We start from the raw sequence: 23577 nt of genomic DNA on the forward strand, positions 1-23577 counted from the left end.
TCCCACCCATCGACAGCTTCGAGGGCATGGCGGCCCCTCACCAGCTACCTGTTTCCCAGGGCGGCCACGGGCGCCTTCACTAATCCGCACGGGGCGGAATACCTCATCGACGAGCACAAGGGAACGTTTGAACTGGGTCGGCGCGCTCTGGGCGCGCCGAGGTACGCAGGCGACGAAGGGCACTTCCTGGAGCTTGGCGGCGCGGCAGTGAGTGTTGGCGAGGAGGCAGACTGACCGCTCGTTAGGTGGCAGTCCCGGGTCCTTCGGGCGGAGTCCCTGACAGGCGTGGCTCGGTGGGCGCCCGGTTCTTCGTGTGCCTTCCCGGCGTCGTGATCAGGTGCGCGGGGTGCGTAGGGCGAGGATTGCCATGTCGTCGTGGCCGTCGCTGGGGTGGTGGTCGTCCAGGGCTTGCGTGAAGTCCTGTAGGGGCAGAGCGGCGTGTTCGGTGGCGAGGGCGGCCAGGCGTTCCAGGCGGCAGACCAGCGCCCTGCCGGTGCTACGGGCCGAAGTCCGCGTCGTCGGAGCCGTGTCCGCACGGCATCCCCCGGAAGGGACTGCGCGTCGCCGCCGACTACACGATGGCTTCCGAGCGCCCGGCGCGGGTCGGTTCTCTGACCATCTCCGTGGACATCCCGGAAGTGTCCCCGCCCCGCGCCGGAGCGTGCCAGGCGGTGACCTCACACTGCGCCGTCAAGAACACGCTCGAAATCCCTCCCGAGATCACCATCACGCTGGGCGACAGCTCGGGTACCCAGTCGAGCGAGAGCCTGGACAACGCGTGCATGGACCGCGTGCCTGCCGACGGAGGTCGGGACTCCGGCGTCACCCTGTGACAGGGTTCAGGTGATCGATCACTTCGGTCACGTCGTCGATGTTCTTGATCTCCGCGAGGAGCCGCGGGACGTCGGCTTCCGCCATCCGGCCACTGACGTCCACCACTCCGTTGCGCACGGTGACCTCGACGGTGTTCCGCGCAGCCGGGAAGTCTTCGGCGAGGATCCTCGACTCAATCTCCTCGCGAATCCCGGCATCATCTCGTATCAGCGCGTTGAGCAGTGTGTTCCTGTGCACGACACCGATCAGGTGGCCCTCATGGTCCGTCACCGGCAGGCGCTTGAGACGCGACAAGGACACGAGCCAGGTGGCTTCGGCGACGGTCGAATCGGGGAACACGGTGACGGCCGGAGTGGTCATCAGCATCTCGGCGGTCTCGGCACGGGCCTTGTCGTGCAGCCGCCGTTCCCTCAGCCGGCCGATCGCGCCGGGTTCGTAACCGGACGCCTCGACCGCGGCCTTCGCCAGCAGGTCGGACTCCGACACCACGCCCATCACCCGGTCGTCGGCGTCGACCACCGGCAGGGACCCGACGTGTTCACGGGTCAGGCTCCGGGCGATGTCCATGAACGGCATGTCGCCGTGCACCGATGCGGCAGGTACGTCCATGACGTCACGGACCAGCAGAGGCGCGGGTTCGGCACCGGGCACGGGCTCGGCGGACTCCTTCACCCGCGCGGATGGAGCCGAATCGGGAGCGGTCGGGCGCCGTGCCGCCGCCTGCTTGGCGGACACCCTGGCCACCGTGCCGAGGTAGCGCAACAGCATGTCCTGCCGTAGTGGTTCGTCGGGCCTCCATGCCTTCCCCGGCACCGCGCGGCGGGCTTCGGCCCCTGCCGCGATGTTCTCGCGCTCAGTCATGGTGGGCTCCTCATTCTGCCCGAGCCGACCTACGTTCCCAGTCTTCCGCTGCTGGGGCCGCCGCCAAGGGCCGGTTGGCCCATGCGGCCCGACGGACGGCCCCAACAGGACAAGAAACGGCAGACCGACACCAGGCGGTGAAACTGGAGGAGGGGCGAAGGACAGGAGGACTGTCGTGGTGAGCTTTCGGCAGCGGCGAAGTCCTACTCGTCCGCTCCCAGCTCCCCACCTACCTCACCGGCCGGCGGCTGACCAAGTTCGACGTCGACGGCGAGATCCGCGTCGCTCCCCTCGCTCACCGACCAGCACTGGGGCGTCGACGCCGCAGTCTCCCACCGCGACGCCCCTCATTTCTCTCATCGAGGAAGCCACCGGTGCCACAGACACCGTGGCCCTGAACGAAACGGCCATCACACCGCAGTCCTGCGCCACAGGCCGCGCCCTCGCCGAGTTCATATTCCCCGCTGGCAGCGTCATCGCCACCGTCATCCGCGAAGGCCAACCCACCGTCCTCGCATCGGAGATGCGACTCCAGCCCGGCGACGAACTCCTCATCGTCTCCCACGCCGCAACCGAGTAGGAGATCCATGCCGCCTTCCAGTAACGGCCGCAGTCCCAGGACGGGGCCCACGGCTCACAGCCGAACGATCGAGGTGGTGTGCACGGACGAACGAGCAGAGGTGCGGGGGAAGCCCCCCTGTGTCCGATACCCCGCTGAGGCCGGCTACGACTCACCACCTCGTACGGGGTGAGGTGCCACGGCGACAGCGGTACAGGCAGGGACCGAACACTCACCACTGGGACGTACCCGAGGGCCGTCTCTTCGGGCGGGACCGGGGCGTCGCCACTGGTGGTCACTTCGCGGCGCAAATGGCCTCGACGAAGTGGCCCACCTGCTCCTCCGGTAGGCAACGTGCGAGGTCCGCCTCGCTGATCATGCCGACCAGGCGATGGTTCTCGATGACCGGCAGCCGCCGGATCTTGTGCTCCTCCATGGTCCGCAGAACGTCATCCGTGTCGGCCCCGGCGTCAATGCTGATCGGCTTGCCCTGCTCGAGCATGCCCGCGGTCATGCTCTTCGGGTCCTTGCCCTTGGCGAGGCACTTCACCACGATGTCGCGGTCGGTGATGATCCCGTGGAGCCTGTCGTCCGGCCCGCAGACCGGCAGGGCTCCGACGTGCAGCTCACTCATCCGGCGCGCCGCGTCCTCCAGCGTCTCGTTCCCTGGATGCAGTTTGCACCGACGTGCATGATCTCCCGTGCAATGGTCATGGCCGTCTCCTTCGAGCCTCAGGATCTACACGGACAGAACCCGTAGGTTCGGGCACGCCCAGAATCGGTCCTCCTTGAAGCCAGTGTGGATTCTTCGTATCCCGTGCGCATGCCGGCGAAGAGAAGCCACCACTTGAGCCCTCGCTGCGAGAAGGTCGATGGCCAGGTCACGGCTGCCGCTGTACGGCCCGGGCGGATGCGGATGAGCCGGACCGGCCCCCGGTCCGGGGCGACCGGCGAGGGACCGCACAGCCACCGTGTGGACACCAGAGGGCCCGAACGGCCCGACGAGCAAGGCCAATGGGCACTGGCGCACTACCCGGTACTACCGGTACGCGTGGAGAGTGGAAGAGTCGCCAGGAGGTGAACCACGGTGATGTACTGGAATGGTGGCTGGGCCTGGGTGGCCCTGATGCCCCTGTTGTGGATCGCGTTGATCGGCCTTGTGGTGTGGGCTGTCCTACGCCTGACGCCGCACTCGGCTGGTCGCCACGACGCCACGGACCCCCGGAAGACACCGAGGGAAACGCCAGAGGAGATCCTCGACCGCCGCTTCGCCTCCGGAGAGATCGATGCGGCAGCGTACACGGAGGCACGTAAACGTCTCGCCGACCACCGACCGGGCCCCCTGTGACCATGCTGCGGGGCCGTTGGCTGCCGCTCACCATGCTAGTTGCGGCGGTGGTGATGCCGATCGCCTCGATCGTGTGAGCCAGCAGCAGTGGCGTCGGGCGATCTGGCCCGCCGGCGAAGATGGGTACAGTCTCCCGCGACGGACCGGCGTCACGGGGAGGGCGTCGGCTTCCCTGCCGCCGCGGGGTGACCGTCCGGCCGCTCTTGCTGGTGGAGTACGTCGAGGACCACGGATCCGTGGACGGTCTCGCGGGTGGCGAGCAGTCCGGCAAGTGAGGTTCCCCCGAGATGCGGAGTGTGGTGACAGAGGGTCAGATGGTTTTCATGAGAGGAACATCGACCATGGCTGCCCCCAGGAAATACTCGCTCGAGTTGCGTGAGCGTGCGGTACGGATGTACCGCAGCCTCAGGCCGCCCCATGAGAAACCGGGGCCATATGGTCGGCGAACCAGTCACGGGCCAGATCAGTGACCTTCTCCAGGGCACCAGGTTCCTCGAAGAGGTGGGTGGCGCCGGGGACGACCGCGAGCCGGTTCTCGCAGCGCAACCGAGCTTGTGCCTCGCGATTGAGGTCGAGCACCAGCTGGTCGTGGCCCCCGACGATCAGCAGCGTGGGCGCCGTCACCGCCGGCAGTCGTGGCCCCGCCAGGTCGGGCCTGCCGCCTCGCGAGACGACCGCGGCGATCCGCGCACCTGGCTCGGCGGCTGCCCACAACGCGGCTGCCGCGCCGGTGCTGGCGCCGAAGTATCCGACAGCGAGCCTTTCGGTCTCCAGCTGTCCTGGCAACCAGCCGGTGGCGTCCGCCAGTCGCCGGGCCAGCAGTCCGGTGTCGAACACGTTGGCCCGGTCGATCTCTTCCTCCTCGGTGAGCAGGTCGAACAGCAGGGTGCCCAGCCTGGCCCGATTCAGTCCGGCGGCCACGAACCGGTTGCGCGGGCTGTGCCGACTGCTGCCACTGCCGTGCGCGAACACCACGATCCCGCTGGCGTCCTCGGGTACCGTCGGCGGCCTTCGTGCGATACATCGGTTCTTGCCCGATTCGCGAGGCGATAGGCAGGCACGCAGCATGGAGGTGTACCCGAATCGTCATTTTGCGGAGGTGAACCGCGATGGGTCTTCCCGTCGTACACCGCAGGCCCGGCCGTCTCCTGGAACGGCCGTTCCCCTCGCTGGGCTGGGGCGAGCCGACCGCCGCCGAGTTCGATGACCTCTTCGAGCGGATGAACCGCTTCCTGGGAGCCGTCGGCACCGAGCCCTCCGCCGGGGCATGGTCGCCTCTGGCCGACCTGCACGAGACAGACAACGCCTACGTGGTCGAGGCGGAGCTGCCCGGGATCGAGCGTCAGGACATCGACATCGAGATCAGCGACCGGGAACTGTCCATAACAGGGGAGTACAAAGAATGTGAGCGCGAGGGCGCCCTGCGCCACAGTACGCGGCGCACCGGGCATTTCGAGTACCGGGCGCTGCTGCCGACGGACCTCAAGGCGGAAAAGGTCACGGCGACACTGGCCGACGGGGTACTGACCGTCACCGTGCCCAAGGCGCAAGCGGCCAAGCCGCACCATGTCGAGATCGCTCAGGCCTGAGGCATGCACGGCGGTGGGGGCGGTTCCCAGCCCCCACCGCCTGGAAAGGCACCCTCCGTTTCCAGAAGAACTCGGTGGCACCGCATCGACACCCGGTGTCGACTCCTACACACGTACTACAAAGCCGGGCGAAACTGCGTTCGACCCTTCGGCTGATGGCCGCCGACCGCAACGGCACGCCCCGCGCCGGTCTCCGGCCCGGTCTCCGGCAGTGGGTGACCGGATTCGGGCGGACGTCTCTGCCCGCCGCGGCCCGTCCGACGGCGCCGGGCCACGGTCAGAGACCGCCGCGCCGCCCGGGGGCGGTGTTCATCAGCCATGTCACCGTGCGACTGACGTCCGAGAGCGAGACGATTCCGACCAGCCTGCCGTGATCCATGACCAGGACCCGGTGTTCGGCGCCCGGTTCCATGCGCGGCAGCAGATCCGCGAGCGGCGCGTCCGGCTCCACGACGATGGTCTGCGTCAGCGGCACCATCACCTCGCTCACCGTCACCGCATGGGCCTCGGCCTGTGGCACCTTTCTGGCGCTGTCGAGAGTCACCAGCCCGACCGGCGCCCCGTCGTCGGTCACCGGGAACGCCGAATGCCGGTAGCGGTAGCGCGAACCGGTGAGGAAGCCGACGACCGTGGTGTCGGCGGAAACCGTGAGAGGTTCGAGCGTCATGGCGTCCCGCACCGGGACACCGGCGAGCACGCCGCGCAGCTGGGCCTGCCGTCCCTCGGCGGTGGCGGCCGCGATGAGGAACCAGCCGATCAGTGCCGGCCAAAGACCGCCGAACGCGCCGGTCCTCATGAACGCGATCAGCCCGAACACCACGAGCAGCCACCCGAAGACCCGCCCCGCCGCAGCCGCGCCGGCTGTCGCCCGCAGCCGGTCTCCCGTGCGCCACCACAAAAACGCGCGCAGCAGCCTGCCCCCGTCGAGAGGTGCGGCGGGCACCGCGTTGAAGACCGCGAGCAGCACGTTGATGCCTGCCAGCCACGCCACCATCTCCACCACGATCCCGGACACGGACGCCAGGTAGAGCAGCCAGGCCCCGAGTGTGAACAGCGCACCCAGAAGGAGGCTGACGAGCGGGCCGACGCCGGCGATCCTCAGCTCCGCGCCGGGGCTGGACGCCTCGCCCTTGAGCCGGGCCACTCCGCCCAGCAGCCACAGGACGATGTCGTCCACCTCGACCCCGTTGCGCCGGGCCACGACGGCGTGCGCCAGCTCATGTGCGAGGAGAGAGGCGAAGAAGACCACGGCAGTGCACAGGCCGGCGGCCCAGTACACCGCCCAGGAACGCCCTGGATGCGTCTCCGGAAGGCGGCCCTGTGACAGGCCGAGCGCGATGATGCCGAAGATGAGCAGGACGCTCCAGTGCACGCCGACCCGGACCCCGGCGATCCGCACCAGAACGAACGTCGCCCGCACGGCTCTCTCCCCTGCTCAAACCGTCACCTGACGCACAGCCGTCCCGCTCTGACCACCGTCCCGCCTCGTACCGTCGGGACGATGTGAGCGCACAGATCCCCCCTCCCCATCGCAGTGCCGGATGGGCGCGGAGTGACACCGCCACCTGTGGGGACGACCTCCGGGGGTCACGGGCCTCGATCCGGCCGACTCATCGGGAGTGATACGCAGTGTGCGCACCACGTCATCGTCGGTCACGCGTACACTTCAAACGTCGCTGCACGGATCCTCTTGACTTCCAGTACACCCTCGGGCCCACGGCTTCGCGCGCTGGAGGGGCCTGGGGGGCACGTCGAGGTGCGACCGCCTCCTTTTGATCGCAGTGCCGCCGGACGGTGCCCTCAACTGGCATGTCGGACGGGTCGGTTCCTAGACTGTGAGACGTGGTCCGGCCCAATGAAGAGGTCGAGGCACTCCTTCAGGAGTACGCGGACCTCATCGCCATCACCGGAGGCGACACGTTCAAAGCGCGCGCCTACGAAAAGGCCGCCCGCGCGATCGGCGGCTACCCCGCCGATGCCTCCCACCTCGACATCAAGGGTCTGAAGGAGATCCCGAGTGTGGGCAGGTCGATCGCCGAGAAGGTCATCGAGTACTTCCGCACCGGCAAGGTCACAGTGGTCGAGGAGAGGCGGGCCCGGATTCCCTCAGGGGTACGGCAGCTCATCACCATCCCTACCCTCGGCCCCAAGAAAGCGATGGCACTCTACGAGGATCTGCACATCTCCTCGGTCGGCGAGCTGGCCGACGCCATCAAGGCGGAGAGGTTGCGCGACCTGAAGGGCTTCGGGGAGAAGACCGAGAAGAACATCCTTCACGGCATCGCCCTCATGCAGCAGGCCGGAGAGCGGATCCTGCTGAGCACCGCCATGGAGCCCGCCGAGGACATCGTCACGGAACTCTCCCGGATCACCGGCTGTGAAAACTGTGCGTACGCCGGATCGCTGCGCCGCATGAAGGAAACCATCGGCGACATCGACATCCTCGTCGCCGCCGACCGGTCTGCCCCCTTCATGGACGCACTCACCGAACTGCGCTCCACCGCCGAGGTCATCGCACACGGCCAGAAGAAGACCTCGATCCGTACCGTCAAGGGCATCCAGGTCGACCTGCGCGTGGTGCGACCGGAATCGTGGGGCGCCGGCCTGCAGTACTTCACCGGCTCGAAGGCACACAACATCCGCACCCGGACCATCGCCGTCCACCTGGGGCTGAAGCTCTCCGAGTACGGACTGTTCGAAACCGAGGGCGGAAAGCGGGTTGCCTCCCGCTCCGAGGACGAGGTGTACGCCAGGCTCGGCCTGCCCTGGATCCTGCCCACGCTGCGCGAGGACCGAGGAGAGATCGAAGCGGGCCTGCGCGGCGAGCTGCCCGACGTGGTGACCGAACAGGACATCCGCGGTGACCTGCACACCCACACCAACCTCACCGACGGCCTCGCTCCGCTGGAGGAGATGGTGGCAGCGGCCGCCGAGCGGGGCTACGCGTACTACGCGGTCACCGACCACGCACCGAACCTGTACATGCAGCGCATGACCGACGAGAAGGTCCTCGCCCAGCGCGAGCTCGTGCGGTCACTGAACGGCCGACAGCACGGGATGCGGCTACTGCACGGCATCGAGCTCAACATCGGCCCGGACGGGGAAGTGGACTGGCCCGGCGAGTTCCTCCGAGGCTTCGACATATGCGTGGCCTCGGTGCACTCCCACTTCAACCTCAACCGGGAGGCGACGACCCGCCGGATCGTACGCGCCTGCGAGAACCCCCACGTCAACGTCATCGGTCATCCCACCACACGTCTGATCGGCAAACGGCCAGGCATCGACGCCGACCTCGACGAGGTGTTCGCCGCCTGCGCCCGCACAGGCACCGCACTGGAGATCAACGCCCAGCCCGACCGTCTCGACCTGAGCGACGAGGACATCCTCCGGGCCAGGTGTCACGGGGCGAAGTTCGCCATCGACACCGATGCTCACTCCGTCCTCCACCTCGCGTACCTACGCTACGGACTCGGCGCGGCACAACGCGGATGGCTCACTTCGGAAGATGTGATCAACACGTGGCCACTGCGGCGGCTGCGCCGGTTCCTGCGAAAAGACCGGGCGGACTGATACACACACGTGTCCACCACTCAGGGGGAGGCCCCGTTCGCCAGGCAGGCCATCGCCGTCGGCGACACCGCCGCCGCCCGCTACTTCCGCCACAACGCCGCCGATGAGGCCAAGCACGCAGCCACCTTCCAGCAGGCACTCAACCAACCCCAATAACCCCCGGGCTGAGCCGCGAGACCGGCCGGACACAAGGCGATAAACGTCCAGCCGGTCGACGCGCCATCTGGGCCGACCGGGCTGCCACCAGCGCGACTGCTGCCGCATCAGTCCCTGCCGCCGGATCCGCTCGTTGAGAAACTGCCATGCCAGACCGCCATCGCACCCGATTCACCGATCCGATACACGTCCACGACCGCGCCGACGGTCACAACCAGGGCGATCACCAGCACCGCGACGCGCACCGCAACGGAAGAGGCCAGCCGAGCCACGGTGGACACCCCGTCCTCGGTGGGGCTGTCGGCCGCACCGCTGCGCTCACGCTCCCGGCGAAGACCGGCCCGGCCGAGCAGCCAGCCGGCGACCGTCAGCACGAACAGGGCGATCGCCCACGGAGTGAGCCCGGAGCCCATCTCAGCGTGCTCCTCCAGCAACGCACTCTCCCGCACCCGCTCCTCCAGCCACTCACCGGATTCGGTGGTCAGCACCACCAAAGCAAGTTGGCTGAGGCCCCTGCCTGCCCGCCCCTGGGCGGGCAGGCAGGCCGCTGCACGTTCCGACTGCACGGTTCGTCAGTGAGTGGTCCGTCCTGGCACCTCCTGCGGACAGCTGCGCGCACGGCGGGACCGCGGGGCCCCGGTACAGGATGGCCCAGCCGCAGTGCCACACCGCGGTGCGGGCAGAAGCCCTCGGCCACAGTGACGGAACGTCCGTCGCCGTACACCACGAGTTCCTCACCGAGAATGTTGCCGCTCGTGACGCCGTTCCCGAGGTCGGCGACCCGGGCGACCGGGAACCACATATGCCGCAGCATCTCGTATTCAACCGGATCCATTGTCATATCCCTGCTTCAGCTGATTCAGCACGTCAACGCACATACATCGAGAGCTTGCGAAGGCCTGAGAAGTGGAGAGTTCACCCACCATGGAAATCATTGAGACGCACCGTGACCTGTTGATCCGCCTGCTGCCCGACGACAAGGAGGACGAACTCTCCGTTCATCAGGGGCAGTTCCACCACGTAGTGGTCGGCTCGGAGCGCGTGGTGTGCTTCGCCCGCACCGAGGCTGCCGCAGTACGGCTGCCCGCGCGGGCAGCCGTATTGCGCGCCCTCGCCGGGCTCGACCTCGGCTTCCGTACTCCGCGCCCGCTCGCCCAGGGCGGCACCCAGGGCACGGACGAACCGCCCTACCTGGTGCTGAGCCGGATCCCCGGAGCGCCGTTGGAGGACGACGCGCTCGAGCGCCCCGAGGTCGCCCAGGCGGCGGCCGAGCAGTACGCCGAGCTCCTCTCCGGGCTCACCGCCGCGGGCAAGGACGAGAGGGTGCGCGCCGCGCTTCCCGCGGCCCCCGCGGGCCAGTGGCAGGAGTTCGCGGCGGGAGTGCGCGCCGAACTGTTCCCGCTGATGTCCGACGGCGGCCGGGAGCGTGCCGCGCGCGAACTTGCCGCGCTCGACGGCCTTCCCTCGCTCACTTCCGCCGTGGTCCACGGCGACCTCGGCGGTGAGAACGTCCTGTGGGAGATCTCGGACGGTGTGCCGCGCCTGAGCGGTGTCATCGACTGGGACGAGGTCACCTTGGGCGACCCCGCCGAGGACCTGGCGGCCGTCGGGGCCGGCTACGGGGAGGACCTGCTGGGCCGGGTGCTGGCGCTCGGCGGCTGGGCCGACGGTTCGACGGCCGGGCGGATCAACGCGATCCGCGGCACCTTCGCCCTCCAACAGGTCCTCTACGCACAGCGCGACGGTGACGAGGAGGAGCTGGCGGACGGCCTCACCGGCTACCGGTAGCTGGTGTCCCAGATCAGCGAGGTCCAGTGCAGGACCCGGTCGGCCGGGGTGATGCCGAAGAGCCGGACCAGGGACCCGGCTGCCGAGGTGACGGCGCCGTGCGGCACCAGCACGGCCTTGGGGGTGCCGGTGGAGCCGGAGGTGAGTCTCGAAGGCCAGCCCCGGCGGAGGCGGAGGCACCGCTTCGCTCGTAGGCCCGGCCGGCCCATCCACGACCTTGCCCCAGCCCGGCCGGGCCCGGCGGGCGAATACCCGAACCGGTGAACCTCCCACGCGCCCCGGTTCTTCCGGATCTCGAAGTCCATCGCACCCCTTGAGCTGGGGTGTTGCGACGACCACTAGAACGGAAGGACATCCCTCTGGGGCCCACGCGGCGAGAGCGACACCGAGCGCGGGACACTGGATCCGGCCGGATCTCACGGGCAGCGGCGGTGAGCCGCCAGCCAGCACGGAGCACACGTTCGTCCCTGCGTAGATCGACTGCAGCCAGGCGTCGGCGAGGAGTCGGCGGTACGCCCACCGCCAGGTGTTCTTGGGAAGTGACGTTGCAGGACGGACCGCACCACGCTCGGTTCCATCTCGGACGCCAGGTGGGCGTCCGCAGGTCGGCACCGAGGCCCAGGCCTTGAGCAAGTCGACGGTGGTTGAACCGCTCCGGGATCAGTGGCCGCAGCACGAGAGCTGTGGCACCAGCAGTTGCGCTGCAACCGAATACACCGCCGTCACAGCTCTGTGTCAGTCCATAGATCCAACAGGTTGTCGCCGAGGCCTGCACCGGGTTCGGCTGCGGCGTCGTGGAGGGATTGTTCGGTCCAGATGACTTTGCCGCAGGCGCCGTACCGGGTGCCCCAGCGCTGGGCGAACTGAGCGACGAGGAACAGCCCGCGGCCGCCCTCGTCCGTGGTGGCCGCCCGCCGCAGGTGGGGGGAGGTGCTGGAGCCGTCGGCGACCTCGCAGATCAGGTGGTTGCGGTCGTGTAGCAGGCGCAGCCGGATGGGCTGGGTGCCGTATCGGATGGCGTTGGTGACCAGTTCGCTGACGATCAGCTCGGTGGTGGAGGCGACCTGGTCCAGGCCCCAGGTCTCCATCTGGCGGGTGACGTCGGTACGGACGCGGGAGACGGCCGCCGGGTCCGAGGGCACTTCCCAGTCCGCGACCCGGGCTGGGTCCAGCAGGTGGGTCCGGGCCACCAGCAAGGCGATGTCGTCGCGGGGGCGCTCGGGGAGCAGGGTGGCGAAGACGGTCTGGCAGGTGGCCTCCGGGGTGCGGTCCACAGCATCGGCCAGGGCCGTGCGCAGCTGCTCGATTCCGGTGTCGAGGTCGCGGTCCCGGTCCTCGATCAGCCCGTCGGTGTAGAGGACCAGCTGACTGCCCTCGGGCACAGTGAGTTCGGCTGTCTCGAAGGGCAGGCTGCCGCCCAGGCCCAGCGGGGGACTGACGGGTACGTCCGGGAAGGTGACGGTGCCGTCGGGGTCGACCAGGGCGGGGCCAGGGTGGCCAGACCGGGCCACAGTGCATCGGCCGGAGACGGGGTCGTAGATGGCGTACAGGCAGGTGGCCCCCGTGACCCCCTGGCCATCGGCCTCGTCGTGGTCGATGTGGGCGACCAGCTCGTCCAGGTGACTCAGGAGTTCGTCCGGGGCCAGGTCCAGGGCGGAGAAGTTGTACACGGAGGTGCGCAGCCGACCCATGGTGGCGGCGGCGTGTAGGCCGTGGCCAACGACGTCGCCGACCACCAGGGCCACCCGGGCGCCGGGCAGGGGGATGACGTCGAACCAGTCGCCGCCCGCCCCGGCCTGGGCGGGCAGGTAGCGGTGGGCGGCCTCGACGGCGGTCTGCTCGGGCAGGGTGCGGGGCAGCAGGCTGCGCTGCAGAGTGGCCGCCAGGGTGTGCTCGCGGGTGTAACGGCGGGCGTTGTCGATGCACAACGCAGCACGTCTGACCAGCTCCTCGGAGAGGGAAAGGTCCTCCTCCCCGAAGGGAGGGGAGGCGTCCGCCCGCCAGAAGTTGGCCGTCCCCAGCACCACCCCGCGGGCCTGCAGCGGCACCGAGATCAGGGAATGGATTCCGTACTCCAGCACCCGCCGCGCCCGCTCCGGATCCTGGGCCCGCCAGCCGTCGGAGTCGGCGAGGTCCGACTCCAGCACAGCTTGGCCGCCGACCGCCCCAGCGGCGACGGGGTTGGTGGAGGCGAAGCGGATCAGCTCCCCCACAGGGTAGAGAGGCGGGTCGCCACGGATGCCGCTGACGGCGGTGCGGCGCATTTCGGTGCTTGCCTCGGCCGACTCCTCGCCACGAAGCACCGGATCCAGCAGCTCCACAGTGACGAAATCGGCGAACCGCGGGACGACCATCTCCGCCAGCTCCTCGGCGGTGCGCACCACATCCAGCGTGGTGCCGATCCGCACGCCCGCATCGTAGAGCAACTGCAGGCGCCCGCTGGCCACCTCGGCCCGTCCTGCGAGTGTGCGCAGTTCGGTGGTGTCACGCAACGTGGCCACGCTGCCCGCCGGGCCGCCGTAGCGCTCGACGGGCCGGACGTTGACGGCCAGCAGCCTGTCGCCAGCCAGATGGACCTCGTCGGTGGCCGTCCGCCCCGAGGAAAGCAGCTCGGCGGCGCCCGGGGTCAGGCCGAGGTCGGTGATCTGGCGCTGCTCCGCGTCCGCCGGCAGCTCCAGCAGCCGCCGCGCCTCGTCGTTGGCCAGCAGCAACCGCCCGTCACCGCCGACGATGAGCACGCCCTCGCGCACCGCATGCAGCACCGCGTCATGATGCTCGTACATGCGAGTCATCTCGGCGGGGCCCAGTCCGCGGGTCTGGCGCAGCAGCCGCCGGCCAATCAGCGCCGACCCGCCCGCGACCAGGGCGACCGCGCCGCCCGCGGCGCCAAAGAGCACCGGAAGCTGCCCGGCCACCGCTTCGTTCACCTTCTTGACCTTGATCTCGGGGGACACGATGCCAGCGACCGAGCCGTCAGGCCGGAAGACGGGGACCTCCGCGAAGACCGAAACACCCAGCGGAGTCACCTCGGAGTCCGTGAGGGCCGTGCCCCTCACCGCCTTCCGGTAGGGGTCGCCCTTGACTACGTGTTTCCCGATCCGATGCGGGTCGGGGTGGGTGTACCGGATCCCGTCCGTGCTGATGACCACGATGCCGTCGACGCCGGACCGCTTCTGGGCCCTCTCGGTGAGCGGTTGCAGCACCGCGCTCGGATCGCGGCTGTCCAGCGCCTGCACGATCCCCGGGGAGTTCGCGAACGCCTCGCCGACAGCAAGCACCTCGGCGCGGGCCTTCTCCGTCCCTTGGTGCCGGGCCTGGACCGCCAGCGTCACCACCGTCGCGGCCACAAGCAGCACCACGACCGCCAGCTGCAGAAGGAACACCTGCCCGGCGACGCTCCGCGCGCTCAGCAGGAAACGCAGGCGCCGCCTGGGCGGCCGGTGCTGGATCTCCCGTTCGTCTGCGGGACGAGTCGGCTGCTTCGTTCCCGGACGTGGAACCTCACGCCGCCTCCGCGCACGCCAACCAGCGAACCAGCGGGAATACGGTATCGAGGATCGGCGGAAACCTCTGAACGCATCCATAGGTCCAGTGTTGCCGATCACAGGGAGGCGACCGATACGCCGCAAGGCGAATGGCGGCCTGATCGGCACCCTGCTCCAGTGGATCCGCTCGGGTGATCAACCAGGTCGAGGCATACACCCACCTCTGATGTCGCCGGATCCAGCGTGGGTGCGCCAGTAGGCTGATCGATGCGCCAGATCCCGGCCAAAGACGCGCAGCCGGCGCGACACCTCCATGATGGTGCCCGGTGTTCCCGAACGCCGCAGCCACGAAGTGCTCGAGGCACGCCGTGAGCCGTTCGTGTCTCCAGCGTCCGACTGGACCTCGGTCTGCGGAAGAGCTCTACGGCTCGCGATCTGCTGAGAGGTCGGCCCCCGCCGACGGGCTGGGGACATGAAAACCTGGCTGGCTACCACCGGGCGGGGCGCGGTCTCCCGCGTCCGCGGGCCGGTCGTCCGGCCTGCACACGGCCGGGCGCGGTCGCCGCTGACAAGACATCCCACGCGGATAAGCGTCAAGCGGCGGCGGTGGCTTCCGCGGACGGTCGTTGCCGAGTGAGCCGGAACTCGAGCATCGCCGCAAAGCGTTCGTCGGGATCATTCAGGTTCAGTTGCGCGATTTCTGCCGCTCGGCGAAGGCGGTATCGGAATGTGTTGGGGTGTACATCCATGGTCGCAGATGCGTTCAGGGTGTTGCCGAGGTGGTCGAGCCATTGGGCCACGGTTTCCGCCATCGTGGTTCCGTGTTCTCGATCATGGTGATACAGCCGGGCGATGGGGCCGTCCAGCAGTCCGCCCTCATTGTTCAGTTGGTCACCGATCTCCATCAAGAGTGCGTCGAGTTGGACGTCGGCGAACATCGCGACTCGGCCGGCTGGTTCCTGGCGCAGGACACGTAGGGTTCTGTCCACATCGTGCCGCGAGCGAGCGAGGTCGGCCGGATCGGATGACGAGCCGTCGCGACCGATGCCGATCGCCACTCCTGCAGGTCTGTCCCGTGCACGGTCGAGGAAATCGTTCGAAACCCGCTGGGCCATGGCCGTGACGTTTTCTTTTCCTTTTCGGATCGGCGCCGGCACGATCGCATAACACACGTCGCCGACCAATGCCACGACCGCGCCGGGTGCCGCGACCGTCAGGTGAAATGCGAAGGAGTCGGTGATCCGTTCCAAGGTCTGCCGCCGCGTTCGCCCGGAGGCCGCAGTGTCGGCCGAGTTCCCATTCGGAAGGGACAGACCGAGCACGGTCACGGTCCGGTGCGCAAGTCCAAGACGCTCGATCGCGCCCGCCGCCGGGGCGGCCCCTGCCAATGCGGTTGCGATGAGGTCCGCGCGAACCTGCCGGTCGATGTCTACACCGATACGGTGCCGCAGCAGCTGCAGCGCAACAACTTTCGCGGCATCGACGAGTACTTGCTCCTTCTCGTCGCTCAGGGGCCCAGGGACTGCCGCCCAGATCGAGCCGAGCACTTGGTCACCTGCTCGTACGGCTATCGCCACGCGCGGAAGGCCTGGCGCTCCTTCGATCTGCGGTGTGTCGATGAAGATCGGTTTCTCGCTGGCGTGGAGCCGTTTGAAGACGCCCGCTCGTTCCTGCGCGAGGCGGGCGTGCTGGGGGACGACACGTCCGAGAATCGTCTCGATCCGTGTTTGATCAGCCTCGTTCTGGCGATCGGAGAACGCCAGAATCTGTGAGTCGCGATCTTCGATGGTGATCGGTGCCTCGAGCAGTGATCCGATCGCGTTGGCCAGGGCGAACGAGTCTTCCGCGGGCATTCCGGCCAGCAGTTCCTCGCCGCTCGCACTGCTGGAGAGCAGCGAGCGGAGCAGGACGACCAACTGTGCCCACGTTGCTCCGCCGGCGAGGCCGAGCAGGACCACACCGCTGCGTTCGACGTGAGCACGCAGCTCCGGCTCGAGATCCAGCGGCGCACGTACCACGAGGGCGGGCGCCTGGCGTGTGACCGCACGATCGAGCAAGGCCGGCAGATCTCGGACGTCGGCGGCGGTACACAGAAGCATGGCCCCGGGGCGAACCGGTACCTGCTCCCGCGGATCGTCTACGACGACGTCGGTGATCAACGTCGTTCCGCCGACGGTCCCCGCAAGAACCTCCAGCAGGGTGCCGGCGAGGTTGCTCACGACGTTATCGAGCCTGGCTCCAGGGCTGGTCATGATCGACACCCTCCGATTGCTTCCTGCTGCACCCAACGGTACGTCGTTCGTGAATGTGAATCCGCACCACACCTCGGTCGTGATTGGTGCGGATTCACGATGCACGTCGTGGTGACGTGCAGCACGCTGGTGCACATCGACGCCCCACCCCCGAAAGCAGGCAGTGTTTACATGTTCGCGACACCATCCACCAGCGGTGCATCCAGCGACGCGCGGTGCGCTGTCTCCGCGTCGTCCATGTCGTCATGGGCGAAAAGCCTCGCCGAGCTCGGGTTCGAACTGCCGTCGACGTCCACGCCGATCGGCGTCTATGTTCCGGCGGTGCGGACCGGTGATCTGGTCTACACCTCTGGCCAGTTGCCGTTGGTGCGGGGATCGATCGAACGACCGGGAAAAGTCGGCCGCCAGGTTTCAGTGACGGACGCCTCGAGGGCAGCGGAAATCTGCACTCTAAATGCACTTGCTGCGATCGATGCCCTCGTCGGCCTCGACTCGGTCGTACGGGTCGTGAAGGTTACCGGGTTCGTTGCTTCCGCCGACGACTTCGCCGGCCAGCCCGAGGTCGTCAACGGCGCCTCGAATCTGCTCGCGCGCGTTTTCGGCGATGCCGGTACACATGCACGCTCGGCTGTCGGCGTCGCAGAACTGCCACTGAATGCCCCCGTCGAAGTCGAACTCATCGTCGAGGTTGCCTGACCCCCGGCACCCAGCCGGACCCGGCCGAGCGACGCCCGGCGCGGTCTGCCACGACTGTCCTCGCCGACCCAAACGCCTATGTCCAAACACTGACCTCGAACAAGGGCACATCATGACAGTCGACAGCTCCCCCGAAGGGGCGAACGAGGACGGCCTCGCGCAAGGACTCAACAAACGGCACATCCGCATGATCGCGATCGGTGGCGCCATCGGAGTCGGGCTCTTCCTTGGATCCGGGAAAGGCATCTCCTACGCCGGGCCGGCCGTGATCGGCGTCTACGCGGTCACCGGCGTGTTCATCTTCATCATCATGCGTGCCCTCGGCGAGCTGCTGATGTACCGGCCCGTCGCGGGGAGCTTCGCCGAGTATGCGCGCGAGTTCTTGGGCCCTGCATACGGTTTCGTCACCGGCTGGGGCTACTGGATCACCTGGACCATCATCGGGATGGCCGAGCTCACCGCAGCCGGGGTCTTCGTCAAGTTCTGGTTCCCGTCGATGCCGCAATACCTCACGGCACTGATCGCGCTGCTCGCACTCGTCGGATTGAACCTGGCCAAGGTCGGATTCTTCGGGGAGGCCGAATTCTGGTTCGCATCGATCAAGGTCGTCACCATCCTTGCCCTGATCGGTGGCGGCATCTTCGCACTGGTCTTCGACGTCGGCAAAGCCGGCCAGGCAGGCGGGATCGAGAACCTCTGGAATCACGGAGGCATCGCCCCGCACGGGCTGCTCGCGGTCCTTCTGGCCTTCCAGATCGTGGTCTTCTCCTACCAGGGCGTCGAACTCATCGGCATGACCGCAGCCGAGACCAAGGACCGGGAGTTCGTGATACCGAAGGCGATCAACTCCGTGCCCTGGCGTATCGGGATCTTCTACGTCGGCACCCTGATCGTGCTGATGTCGCTGTTCCCTTGGGATCAGTTCAGCGCGGACGAGAGCCCCTTCGTCAAGGGCTTCTCGCACATTGGTCTTCCCGCGGCCGCCGGCGTCATGAACTTCGTGGTCCTCGCCTCTGCTCTGTCGGCATGCAGCGCCGGGCTGTACAGCAACGGACGCCTGCTCAAGAAGCTCGCCGAGGACGGACTCGCACCCAAGGTGTTCGAGAAGACCAGCCGTGGTCACGTGCCTGCGGCCGCCATCATCGCCTCCGGCACTCTGATGCTCGTCGGCGTCGCGGTCAACGCGATCGTCCCGGAGAAGGCGTTCTCGTACATCTCGTCGGTCGCCACCCTCGGAGGAATCTGGAGCTGGGGTGTCATCGTCGCCTGCCACCTCGTCTACCGGCGTCGCGTAGAACGCGGTGAGGCACCCGCGAGTACGTTCCAACTCCCTTACGCCAAGGCCCTGTGCTGGGCCACCCTCGCCTTCCTCGCAGCTCTGACGATTCTCCTCGCGTTCGACGAGGGCCAGCGCATCGCCTTGTACGCCCTGCCGGTCTGGGCAGCGGTTCTCATCGGCGGCTACCGAATGTCGTCGCGAAACGCCGCCCGCAAGGAGCACGTCCCGGCCCGGGCGCCGAGCGCGCTGTGAGCCCTGAGTCCATCCACTTGCGCTGACGCCCTGCCGAGCAGCCACCTCAAGGAACATTCGTGATTCCCGCCGCATACCCCCAGCTGCGTCTCGACGCCGCCGCCCTCGATCACAACATCCGCGTCATGGCCGACTGGTGCAAGACCCATGACGTCGCGCTTGCTCCCCACGTCAAGACGACGATGTCCGCTCCCGTCATCGAACGGCAGATCGCGGCCGGCGCCGTCGGCGTCACCGTTGCCACCGTCGACCAGGTCGCGACCGTGCTCGGCTGGGGACACAACACCGTCCTCATCGCGAACCAGGTCGTCGATCCATTCGGACTGGCGCGACTTCGGGCCTGGCTCGCCGCCGAGCCGGAACGGAAGATCCGGTGCTTCGTCGACTCCGCGGCCGGGATCGCCGCAGCGAATCGGGTGTTCGGCGCGCACGGCCCCGCTCTCGAGGTGCTTCTGGACATAGGCACCCCGGGTGGCCGCACCGGTATCCGCGACCCGGAGCAGGCCCGCCGCACAGCGGAGCTTGTCCGAGCGGCTCCCGGACTCCGGCTCGTGGGAGTCGCCGGGTACGAAGGCGTCGCCCCGAACACAAGGACCGACGAAACGATTGCGGCCGTGGACGAACACTGCCGCCGGGTCCGCGACGTCTACCTCGACGTCGCCGGACTCTTCGAGACCGACCGCCCCGTGTACTCGATGGGCGGATCGGCCTTTCCTGACCGTGTCGTCGACTTCCTCCCGACGGACGACGACGTTCCGGGCACAATCCGGTTGCTCAGGTCCGGTTGCTATGTCACGCACGATCACGGCGTCTACGCCCGCGTGAGCCCGATTCCCGGCCTCGTCCCAGCCCTGGCCGTGCGCGCGGTCGTCGTGTCAGCCGCCGAGGACGGCACCGCCGTGGTCGGAGCCGGAAAGCGCGACCTTCCCTACGACACCGAGACGCCGATCCTTCTGTCCGCCAGCACGGCGGCCGGACAGGACAAGTCCGGTGTCCGCGGACGTGTGCGCTCGCTGTACGACCACCACACCGTGCTCTCCGACGCATGGAATCTTGAGGTGACGGATGTCGTCGAGTTCGGGATCTCGCACCCGTGCTCGGCATTTGACCGATGGCCCGAGTACCTCATCACCAACGACCACGGTGATGTGATCGACGTCTGGCACACCGACTTCCGCCGATCGTCGATCGACACAGCGCTCAGCGAGTCAGCGAGTCAGCGAGTCAGCGAGTCAGCGAGTCAGCGAGAAGAACTGACCCTCCCCTCGTAGCGTGGAGTCCGTGATTGCAGGGGAAGTTGGGATTCATGGGGTCCAAGCAACGGACGTACACGCCTGAGTTTCGTGAGGGTGCTGTACGCATCGTGATCGAGACGGGCAGGTCGGTCCCGGAGGTCGCCAAGGAGCTCGGCGTGCACTCCGGCACGCTGCACAGCTGGGTGTCGCGGTGGCGGCGCAACGGGTCGGCGTCGTCCGACCGGCCAGCCGAGCCGGCACCGGATGGCCGGATGCGCGAGACGGAGCACACTGAACTGGAGCGGCTGCGCCGGGAGATGAACGAGAAGAACAAGCGGATACGCGAGCTGTAGATGGAGCGTGATGTCCTCAAACGATGCATGTTCCTCTGGGTGAAGTGACCGAGACGGAACCGGCCGCCCTGGCCGCGTTCATCGGTAACCAGAGGACCGAACACCACGTCTCACACCGTCTGACCTGCCAAGTTCTGGAAGTGTCGGAGTCCTGGTTCTACAAGTGGCGCAACAAGCCCACCACGGCCCGCGAGGTCCGGCGCGGACAGCTGGCCGAGGTGATCCGGCAGATCTTCGAGGGCTCCGGCGATACCTACGGCTCGCCGAAGATCTGGCTCCTCCTGGTCCGCGCGGGCTGGCGCGTCTCGGTGAACACCGTCGCCCGCCTGATGGCCGAACTCGGCCTGGCCGGAAGGAAGATCCGCCGACGGCGCGGGCTGACCAGGCCCGACAAGCGGCCCGCGGCGCCGGACTTCGTCCGCCGTGACTTCACCGCCGATGCTCCGGACCAGGTGTGGTGCGGCGACATGACCGAGAAGGATCGAGGAGATCCGTGACCCCCGTGGCGGCGACCGCCTGCGGGGTGAAGACCGTGGAGCCGTCCTTCGCTTCCCACAGAAGTGCAGGGAGGTGCGAGCTCCGGGTGCCGTTCCGATCACCGGGATGAACGGCACGTGGGCGATGCCACGCTCCAGCCGTTGGAAGGCAGAAGGCAGCCGCGCCAGTGCCTTGGGCTGCCAGCACATCAGGTCGACGACCGCGCCAGGCGGAATCGATGCCCGCCCGCCCGTCCGCCGCGGTGAGCACCGCGCGGGCGCACACCTCAGCCGCTACCACGGCCCGGTGCCGGCACCGACGACGGCCGCCGCGATCGACGGGCAGCGCGCAGCACGCCACACAGGCCAGCGCGGCCAGCCCCCCGAGCTCGTTCGGTCGCGCGCCTGGGACGGGGGGCAGCAGCAGGGTGCAACGGCCAAGCGGCAGGTCGCCACGCGCGGCCTCACGGCGGAGCAACGGTGACGCCTGCTTCCGTTGCCGTGCTGTCCCGCAGACACGGGGCCGCCGGCGAGCCGCCATTGCGACGCGCTCCAACACGGACACATGCCGGAAGGGCACACGTACGGCCCGCCTCGTCGACTGAGAACCAACTCCCCAGCAGCACTGTAGGAGTTGTAAGACGCTACGCGCCGAAATATTACACAGACTTCTGTGCACAACTTTCTATGCACAGACTCCTTTGTTGGTCTAGCTTGAACCTCATGGAACTACCGCAGCAGCCCTCCCAGGTACATCTGACCGCCCGTAACCTGCGCGGCATCGCCCACCCACTACGGGTTCAGATCCTCACCAGCCTGCGGACAGAGGGCCCGGCCACGGCCACCACGGTGGCTCGCCGGCTGAATCTGAACACCGGGGCGACCAGCTACCACCTGCGCCAGCTCGCGGAGTACGGCTTCATCACGGAGGCACGCTCACCGGGCGGGCGGCGTGAGCGCTGGTGGCAGGCGGCGCATGCGAATACCGTCGCGCCCGACAACGACGCGCTGGACGGCAGCGAGGGACTCGGCATCGCCTACCTCCAGGCCCTCGGCCGGGTCTGGTCCGACGCCCTGACGGCCGCGATCGAGGCGACCCCTTCACTCACGCCCGAGTGGCGCGACGCGCAGGACTTCGGTGACTACGCGCTTGCCCTCACCCCCGCCGACGCCAAGGAGTTGACGGCGGAGATCCACGCCCTGCTCCGCCGGCGTACGTCCGCCGCCGCGGCAGCCGACGCGCAGGCGCCGCAGGACGCGGCACGGGTCACCTTCCAGTTCCAGTTGTTCCCGACCAGCGAGGACCGGCGCGTCACCCAGCCCACCGACATGGAGTAGAGCGATGGCCACTCAGCACACAGCCGCCGGGACGGCGGCGGACAACGGCTCACGGATATCGGCGCCGGACACGGGCCCCAGGGTCCTGCGCGGCCTGGTCGGCATGCTGTCGGCCAACGCGGCGGCCCTGTCGGCCAACCGGGTGTTGTCGATCGCCCTGCCCTGGTTCGTTCTGACGACCACGGGCAGCGTGGGCAAGACCGGTCTGGTGGCCTTCTGCCAGATCGTCCCGTACGTGATCTCGCAGGCGCTGGCAGGCCCGCTCATCGACCGTATCGGCCCCAAGCGGATCAGTGTGGCGGGCGACCTCCTGTCCACTGCCGCGATGGCCACCGCCCCGCTGCTCTACCTGACGGGCGGCCTGCCCTTCGGCCTGCTGCTGGCCCTGCTCGCGGTCGTCGGCGCGGCCGACGGGCCGGCCAACGGCGCCAAGGGGCTCTTCGTGCCGTCGGCCACCCGCGCCGCCCGCGTACCCATCGAGCGGGGCACCGGTCTTTCGGCCGCTGTCGAGCGGACCGCGACGACCGTCGGGCCGGCCCTCGCGGGCGTGGTCGTCACCGCGTTCGGCAGCCTGTACGCGCTGTGGATCACCGCCGCACTGTTCGCGGTGTCGGCGCTGATCGTCTCGACGACCCTCACCGACCCGGTGCCCGAGCCGCACGAGACCCCGATCGAGGAGAGCAGCGGCTACCTCTCTCAACTGCGCCAGGGTGCCACCTTCCTGCGGGACGCGAAGCTGCTGCGGTCCATCGTGGGCATGCTGGCGGTGACAAATCTCCTCGACCAGGCATTCATGTCGGTGCTGTTGCCGGTGTGGGCGAAGGAGTCGGGGAACGGCGCGGAAGCCATCGGCCTGGTGGTGAGTGTCTTCGCCGCGACGTCGATCATCGCCGCGCTGGTGGCCGCCGGGGTGGCCGAGCGACTGCCACGGCGCACCGTCTATCTGATCGGCTTCTCCATGGGCGGCCTGCCCCGGTTCGCCGCCATGGCGATGGGGGCACCACTGTGGCTGGTGCTGACGGTGCTCGCGGTGGGTGGCCTGGGGTCCGGCTTCGTCAACCCGATCGTGGGTGCGGTGACGTACGAACTGATCCCGACACCGCTGCTGGGCCGGGTCAAGACACTGGCGCAGGCGGTCACCTGGGCGGGAATCCCGTTCGGCGGACTGCTGGGGGCGGGGCTGGTGACCGCGACCGGCACGTCGACGGCGCTGTGGATCGTGGGCGGGCTGTACCTGGTCGCCATCGGTGTGCCTGGCATGAGCAGGGAATGGACCGGAATGCGCAAGCGGACGGCATCCGAACGCGCCACCACCGACGCTGCGGAAGACAGCAGCGGGGCGGGCCCTGCGAGCGCGGCGGCCCAGACCGTGTCGCCGGAGGAGCCCCCGGTCACGGCCACGGCCTGAACCGGCGCGGGAACGGCGTGGCACGAGTGCGGCGGCCGGGGCACCCCGCCCCGGCCGCCGCGCGTACGGGCAGAAGTGGCCACGTTCTGCGGGCAGAA

The 23577-nt window shown here is 68.4% G+C and carries 21 protein-coding genes and 1 pseudogene; 13 read left to right on the forward strand and 9 right to left on the reverse strand.

The annotated features are described in order from the left end of the window. Positions 1-578 precede the first annotated feature (578 nt). The gene (locus IEZ15_RS35365) at positions 579-833 is read left to right on the forward strand and encodes a hypothetical protein (protein WP_189280998.1); all 255 of its coding nucleotides are present in this window, start codon (positions 579-581) and stop codon (positions 831-833) included. Here IEZ15_RS35365 and IEZ15_RS35370 read toward each other — a convergent pair. Then, the gene (locus IEZ15_RS35370) at positions 823-1695 is read right to left on the reverse strand and encodes a CBS domain-containing protein (protein WP_189280999.1); all 873 of its coding nucleotides are present in this window, start codon (positions 1693-1695) and stop codon (positions 823-825) included. The two genes, IEZ15_RS35365 and IEZ15_RS35370, sit on opposite strands and share 11 nt — an antisense overlap. A gap of 388 nt (positions 1696-2083) precedes the next feature. On the opposite strand from IEZ15_RS35370, the gene IEZ15_RS35375 reads away from it, so the two are divergent. Further along, a complete protein-coding gene (locus tag IEZ15_RS35375; protein ID WP_229846324.1) occupies positions 2084-2275 on the forward strand; it encodes a TrkA C-terminal domain-containing protein in 192 nt (63 codons plus the stop codon). 274 nt (positions 2276-2549) lie between these two features. Here IEZ15_RS35375 and IEZ15_RS35380 read toward each other — a convergent pair whose 3' ends face one another. Then, positions 2550-2888: a CBS domain-containing protein gene (locus IEZ15_RS35380; protein WP_308427473.1), complete on the reverse strand. Its 339-nt coding sequence runs from the start codon at positions 2886-2888 to the stop codon at positions 2550-2552. Positions 2889-4007: 1119 nt separating this feature from the next. After that, positions 4008-4601 (reverse strand): annotated as a pseudogene (locus IEZ15_RS35385) (dienelactone hydrolase family protein); the annotation flags it as partial. A 110-nt stretch (positions 4602-4711) separates the two neighbouring features. Here IEZ15_RS35385 and IEZ15_RS35390 point away from each other — a divergent pair. Continuing rightward, positions 4712-5191, forward strand: a complete 480-nt coding sequence (locus IEZ15_RS35390; protein ID WP_189281000.1) for an Hsp20/alpha crystallin family protein — start codon at positions 4712-4714, stop codon at positions 5189-5191. Positions 5192-5468: 277 nt separating this feature from the next. Here the strand turns inward: IEZ15_RS35390 and IEZ15_RS35395 are convergent, their stop codons facing one another. Further along, positions 5469-6611, reverse strand: coding sequence for a site-2 protease family protein (locus tag IEZ15_RS35395; RefSeq protein ID WP_189281001.1), 1143 nt, complete (start codon positions 6609-6611; stop codon positions 5469-5471). Positions 6612-7033: 422 nt separating this feature from the next. On the opposite strand from IEZ15_RS35395, the gene polX reads away from it, so the two are divergent. After that, positions 7034-8761: a DNA polymerase/3'-5' exonuclease PolX gene (polX, locus tag IEZ15_RS35400; protein ID WP_189281002.1), complete on the forward strand. Its 1728-nt coding sequence runs from the start codon at positions 7034-7036 to the stop codon at positions 8759-8761. A gap of 9 nt (positions 8762-8770) precedes the next feature. Beyond that, positions 8771-8917, forward strand: a complete 147-nt coding sequence (locus IEZ15_RS35405) for a hypothetical protein (protein ID WP_189281003.1) — start codon at positions 8771-8773, stop codon at positions 8915-8917. A 107-nt stretch (positions 8918-9024) separates the two neighbouring features. Here IEZ15_RS35405 and IEZ15_RS35410 read toward each other — a convergent pair whose 3' ends face one another. Beyond that, entirely contained in the window at positions 9025-9483 is a 459-nt protein-coding gene (locus IEZ15_RS35410) for a hypothetical protein (RefSeq protein WP_229846325.1), read from the reverse strand. Further along, the gene (locus IEZ15_RS47360) at positions 9399-9758 is read right to left on the reverse strand and encodes a Rieske 2Fe-2S domain-containing protein (protein WP_373302691.1); all 360 of its coding nucleotides are present in this window, start codon (positions 9756-9758) and stop codon (positions 9399-9401) included. The genes IEZ15_RS35410 and IEZ15_RS47360 overlap by 85 nt, the downstream gene beginning before the upstream one ends. 83 nt (positions 9759-9841) lie before the next feature. On the opposite strand from IEZ15_RS47360, the gene vph reads away from it, so the two are divergent. Next, entirely contained in the window at positions 9842-10705 is an 864-nt protein-coding gene (gene vph / locus IEZ15_RS35420) for a viomycin phosphotransferase (RefSeq protein ID WP_189281006.1), read from the forward strand. On the opposite strand, the gene IEZ15_RS35425 is transcribed toward vph, so the two are convergent. From IEZ15_RS35425 to IEZ15_RS35435, 3 genes are all read right to left on the reverse strand, one after another. After that, positions 10696-10914, reverse strand: coding sequence for an AMP-binding protein (locus IEZ15_RS35425; RefSeq protein ID WP_229846326.1), 219 nt, complete (start codon positions 10912-10914; stop codon positions 10696-10698). The two genes, vph and IEZ15_RS35425, sit on opposite strands and share 10 nt — an antisense overlap. Positions 10915-11427: 513 nt before the next feature. Next, positions 11428-14088: a SpoIIE family protein phosphatase gene (locus IEZ15_RS35430; RefSeq protein WP_229846327.1), complete on the reverse strand. Its 2661-nt coding sequence runs from the start codon at positions 14086-14088 to the stop codon at positions 11428-11430. Positions 14089-14783: 695 nt separating this feature from the next. Next, entirely contained in the window at positions 14784-16442 is a 1659-nt protein-coding gene (locus tag IEZ15_RS35435; RefSeq protein ID WP_189281009.1) for a PucR family transcriptional regulator, read from the reverse strand. A 237-nt stretch (positions 16443-16679) separates the two neighbouring features. On the opposite strand from IEZ15_RS35435, the gene IEZ15_RS35440 reads away from it, so the two are divergent. From IEZ15_RS35440 to IEZ15_RS35470, 7 genes are all read left to right on the forward strand, one after another. Beyond that, positions 16680-17138 carry a RidA family protein gene (locus IEZ15_RS35440; RefSeq protein ID WP_189281017.1) on the forward strand — a complete coding sequence of 153 codons (459 nt, stop codon included), beginning with the start codon at positions 16680-16682 and terminating at the stop codon, positions 17136-17138. Between the two features lie 112 nt (positions 17139-17250). Next, complete coding sequence (locus IEZ15_RS35445; RefSeq protein ID WP_189281010.1) at positions 17251-18669, forward strand: amino acid permease; 1419 nt, start codon at positions 17251-17253, stop codon at positions 18667-18669. A 59-nt stretch (positions 18670-18728) separates the two neighbouring features. Continuing rightward, positions 18729-19940 (forward strand): alanine racemase, encoded by a 1212-nt coding sequence (locus tag IEZ15_RS35450; RefSeq protein WP_229846328.1) that lies wholly within the window; start codon positions 18729-18731, stop codon positions 19938-19940. A 35-nt stretch (positions 19941-19975) separates the two neighbouring features. Further along, positions 19976-20257, forward strand: a complete 282-nt coding sequence (locus IEZ15_RS35455) for a transposase (protein ID WP_189281011.1) — start codon at positions 19976-19978, stop codon at positions 20255-20257. Positions 20258-20301: 44 nt separating this feature from the next. Continuing rightward, positions 20302-20754, forward strand: coding sequence for an IS3 family transposase (locus IEZ15_RS35460; RefSeq protein ID WP_189281012.1), 453 nt, complete (start codon positions 20302-20304; stop codon positions 20752-20754). A 702-nt stretch (positions 20755-21456) separates the two neighbouring features. Beyond that, positions 21457-22071: a winged helix-turn-helix domain-containing protein gene (locus IEZ15_RS35465; RefSeq protein WP_189281013.1), complete on the forward strand. Its 615-nt coding sequence runs from the start codon at positions 21457-21459 to the stop codon at positions 22069-22071. Between the two features lie 4 nt (positions 22072-22075). Next, a complete protein-coding gene (locus IEZ15_RS35470; RefSeq protein ID WP_189281014.1) occupies positions 22076-23479 on the forward strand; it encodes an MFS transporter in 1404 nt (467 codons plus the stop codon). Positions 23480-23577: the final 98 nt, after the last annotated feature.

The organism is Streptomyces atratus (genome assembly GCF_014648655.1).
Lineage (GTDB): Bacteria > Actinomycetota > Actinomycetes > Streptomycetales > Streptomycetaceae > Streptomyces > Streptomyces atratus.

Coding starts and splice junctions, on each gene's coding strand:
- IEZ15_RS35365 (WP_189280998.1), top strand. CDS start 579: ATGGCTTCCGAGCGCCCGGCGCGGGTCGGTTCTCTGACCATCTCCGTG.
- IEZ15_RS35370 (WP_189280999.1), bottom strand. CDS start 1,695: ATGACTGAGCGCGAGAACATCGCGGCAGGGGCCGAAGCCCGCCGCGCG.
- IEZ15_RS35380 (WP_308427473.1), bottom strand. CDS start 2,888: ATGAGTGAGCTGCACGTCGGAGCCCTGCCGGTCTGCGGGCCGGACGAC.
- IEZ15_RS35390 (WP_189281000.1), top strand. CDS start 4,712: ATGGGTCTTCCCGTCGTACACCGCAGGCCCGGCCGTCTCCTGGAACGG.
- IEZ15_RS47360 (WP_373302691.1), bottom strand. CDS start 9,758: ATGACAATGGATCCGGTTGAATACGAGATGCTGCGGCATATGTGGTTC.
- vph (WP_189281006.1), top strand. CDS start 9,842: ATGGAAATCATTGAGACGCACCGTGACCTGTTGATCCGCCTGCTGCCC.
- IEZ15_RS35425 (WP_229846326.1), bottom strand. CDS start 10,914: ATGGGCCGGCCGGGCCTACGAGCGAAGCGGTGCCTCCGCCTCCGCCGG.
- IEZ15_RS35435 (WP_189281009.1), bottom strand. CDS start 16,442: ATGACCAGCCCTGGAGCCAGGCTCGATAACGTCGTGAGCAACCTCGCC.
- IEZ15_RS35440 (WP_189281017.1), top strand. CDS start 16,680: ATGTCGTCATGGGCGAAAAGCCTCGCCGAGCTCGGGTTCGAACTGCCG.
- IEZ15_RS35445 (WP_189281010.1), top strand. CDS start 17,251: ATGACAGTCGACAGCTCCCCCGAAGGGGCGAACGAGGACGGCCTCGCG.
- IEZ15_RS35455 (WP_189281011.1), top strand. CDS start 19,976: ATGGGGTCCAAGCAACGGACGTACACGCCTGAGTTTCGTGAGGGTGCT.
- IEZ15_RS35465 (WP_189281013.1), top strand. CDS start 21,457: ATGGAACTACCGCAGCAGCCCTCCCAGGTACATCTGACCGCCCGTAAC.
- IEZ15_RS35470 (WP_189281014.1), top strand. CDS start 22,076: ATGGCCACTCAGCACACAGCCGCCGGGACGGCGGCGGACAACGGCTCA.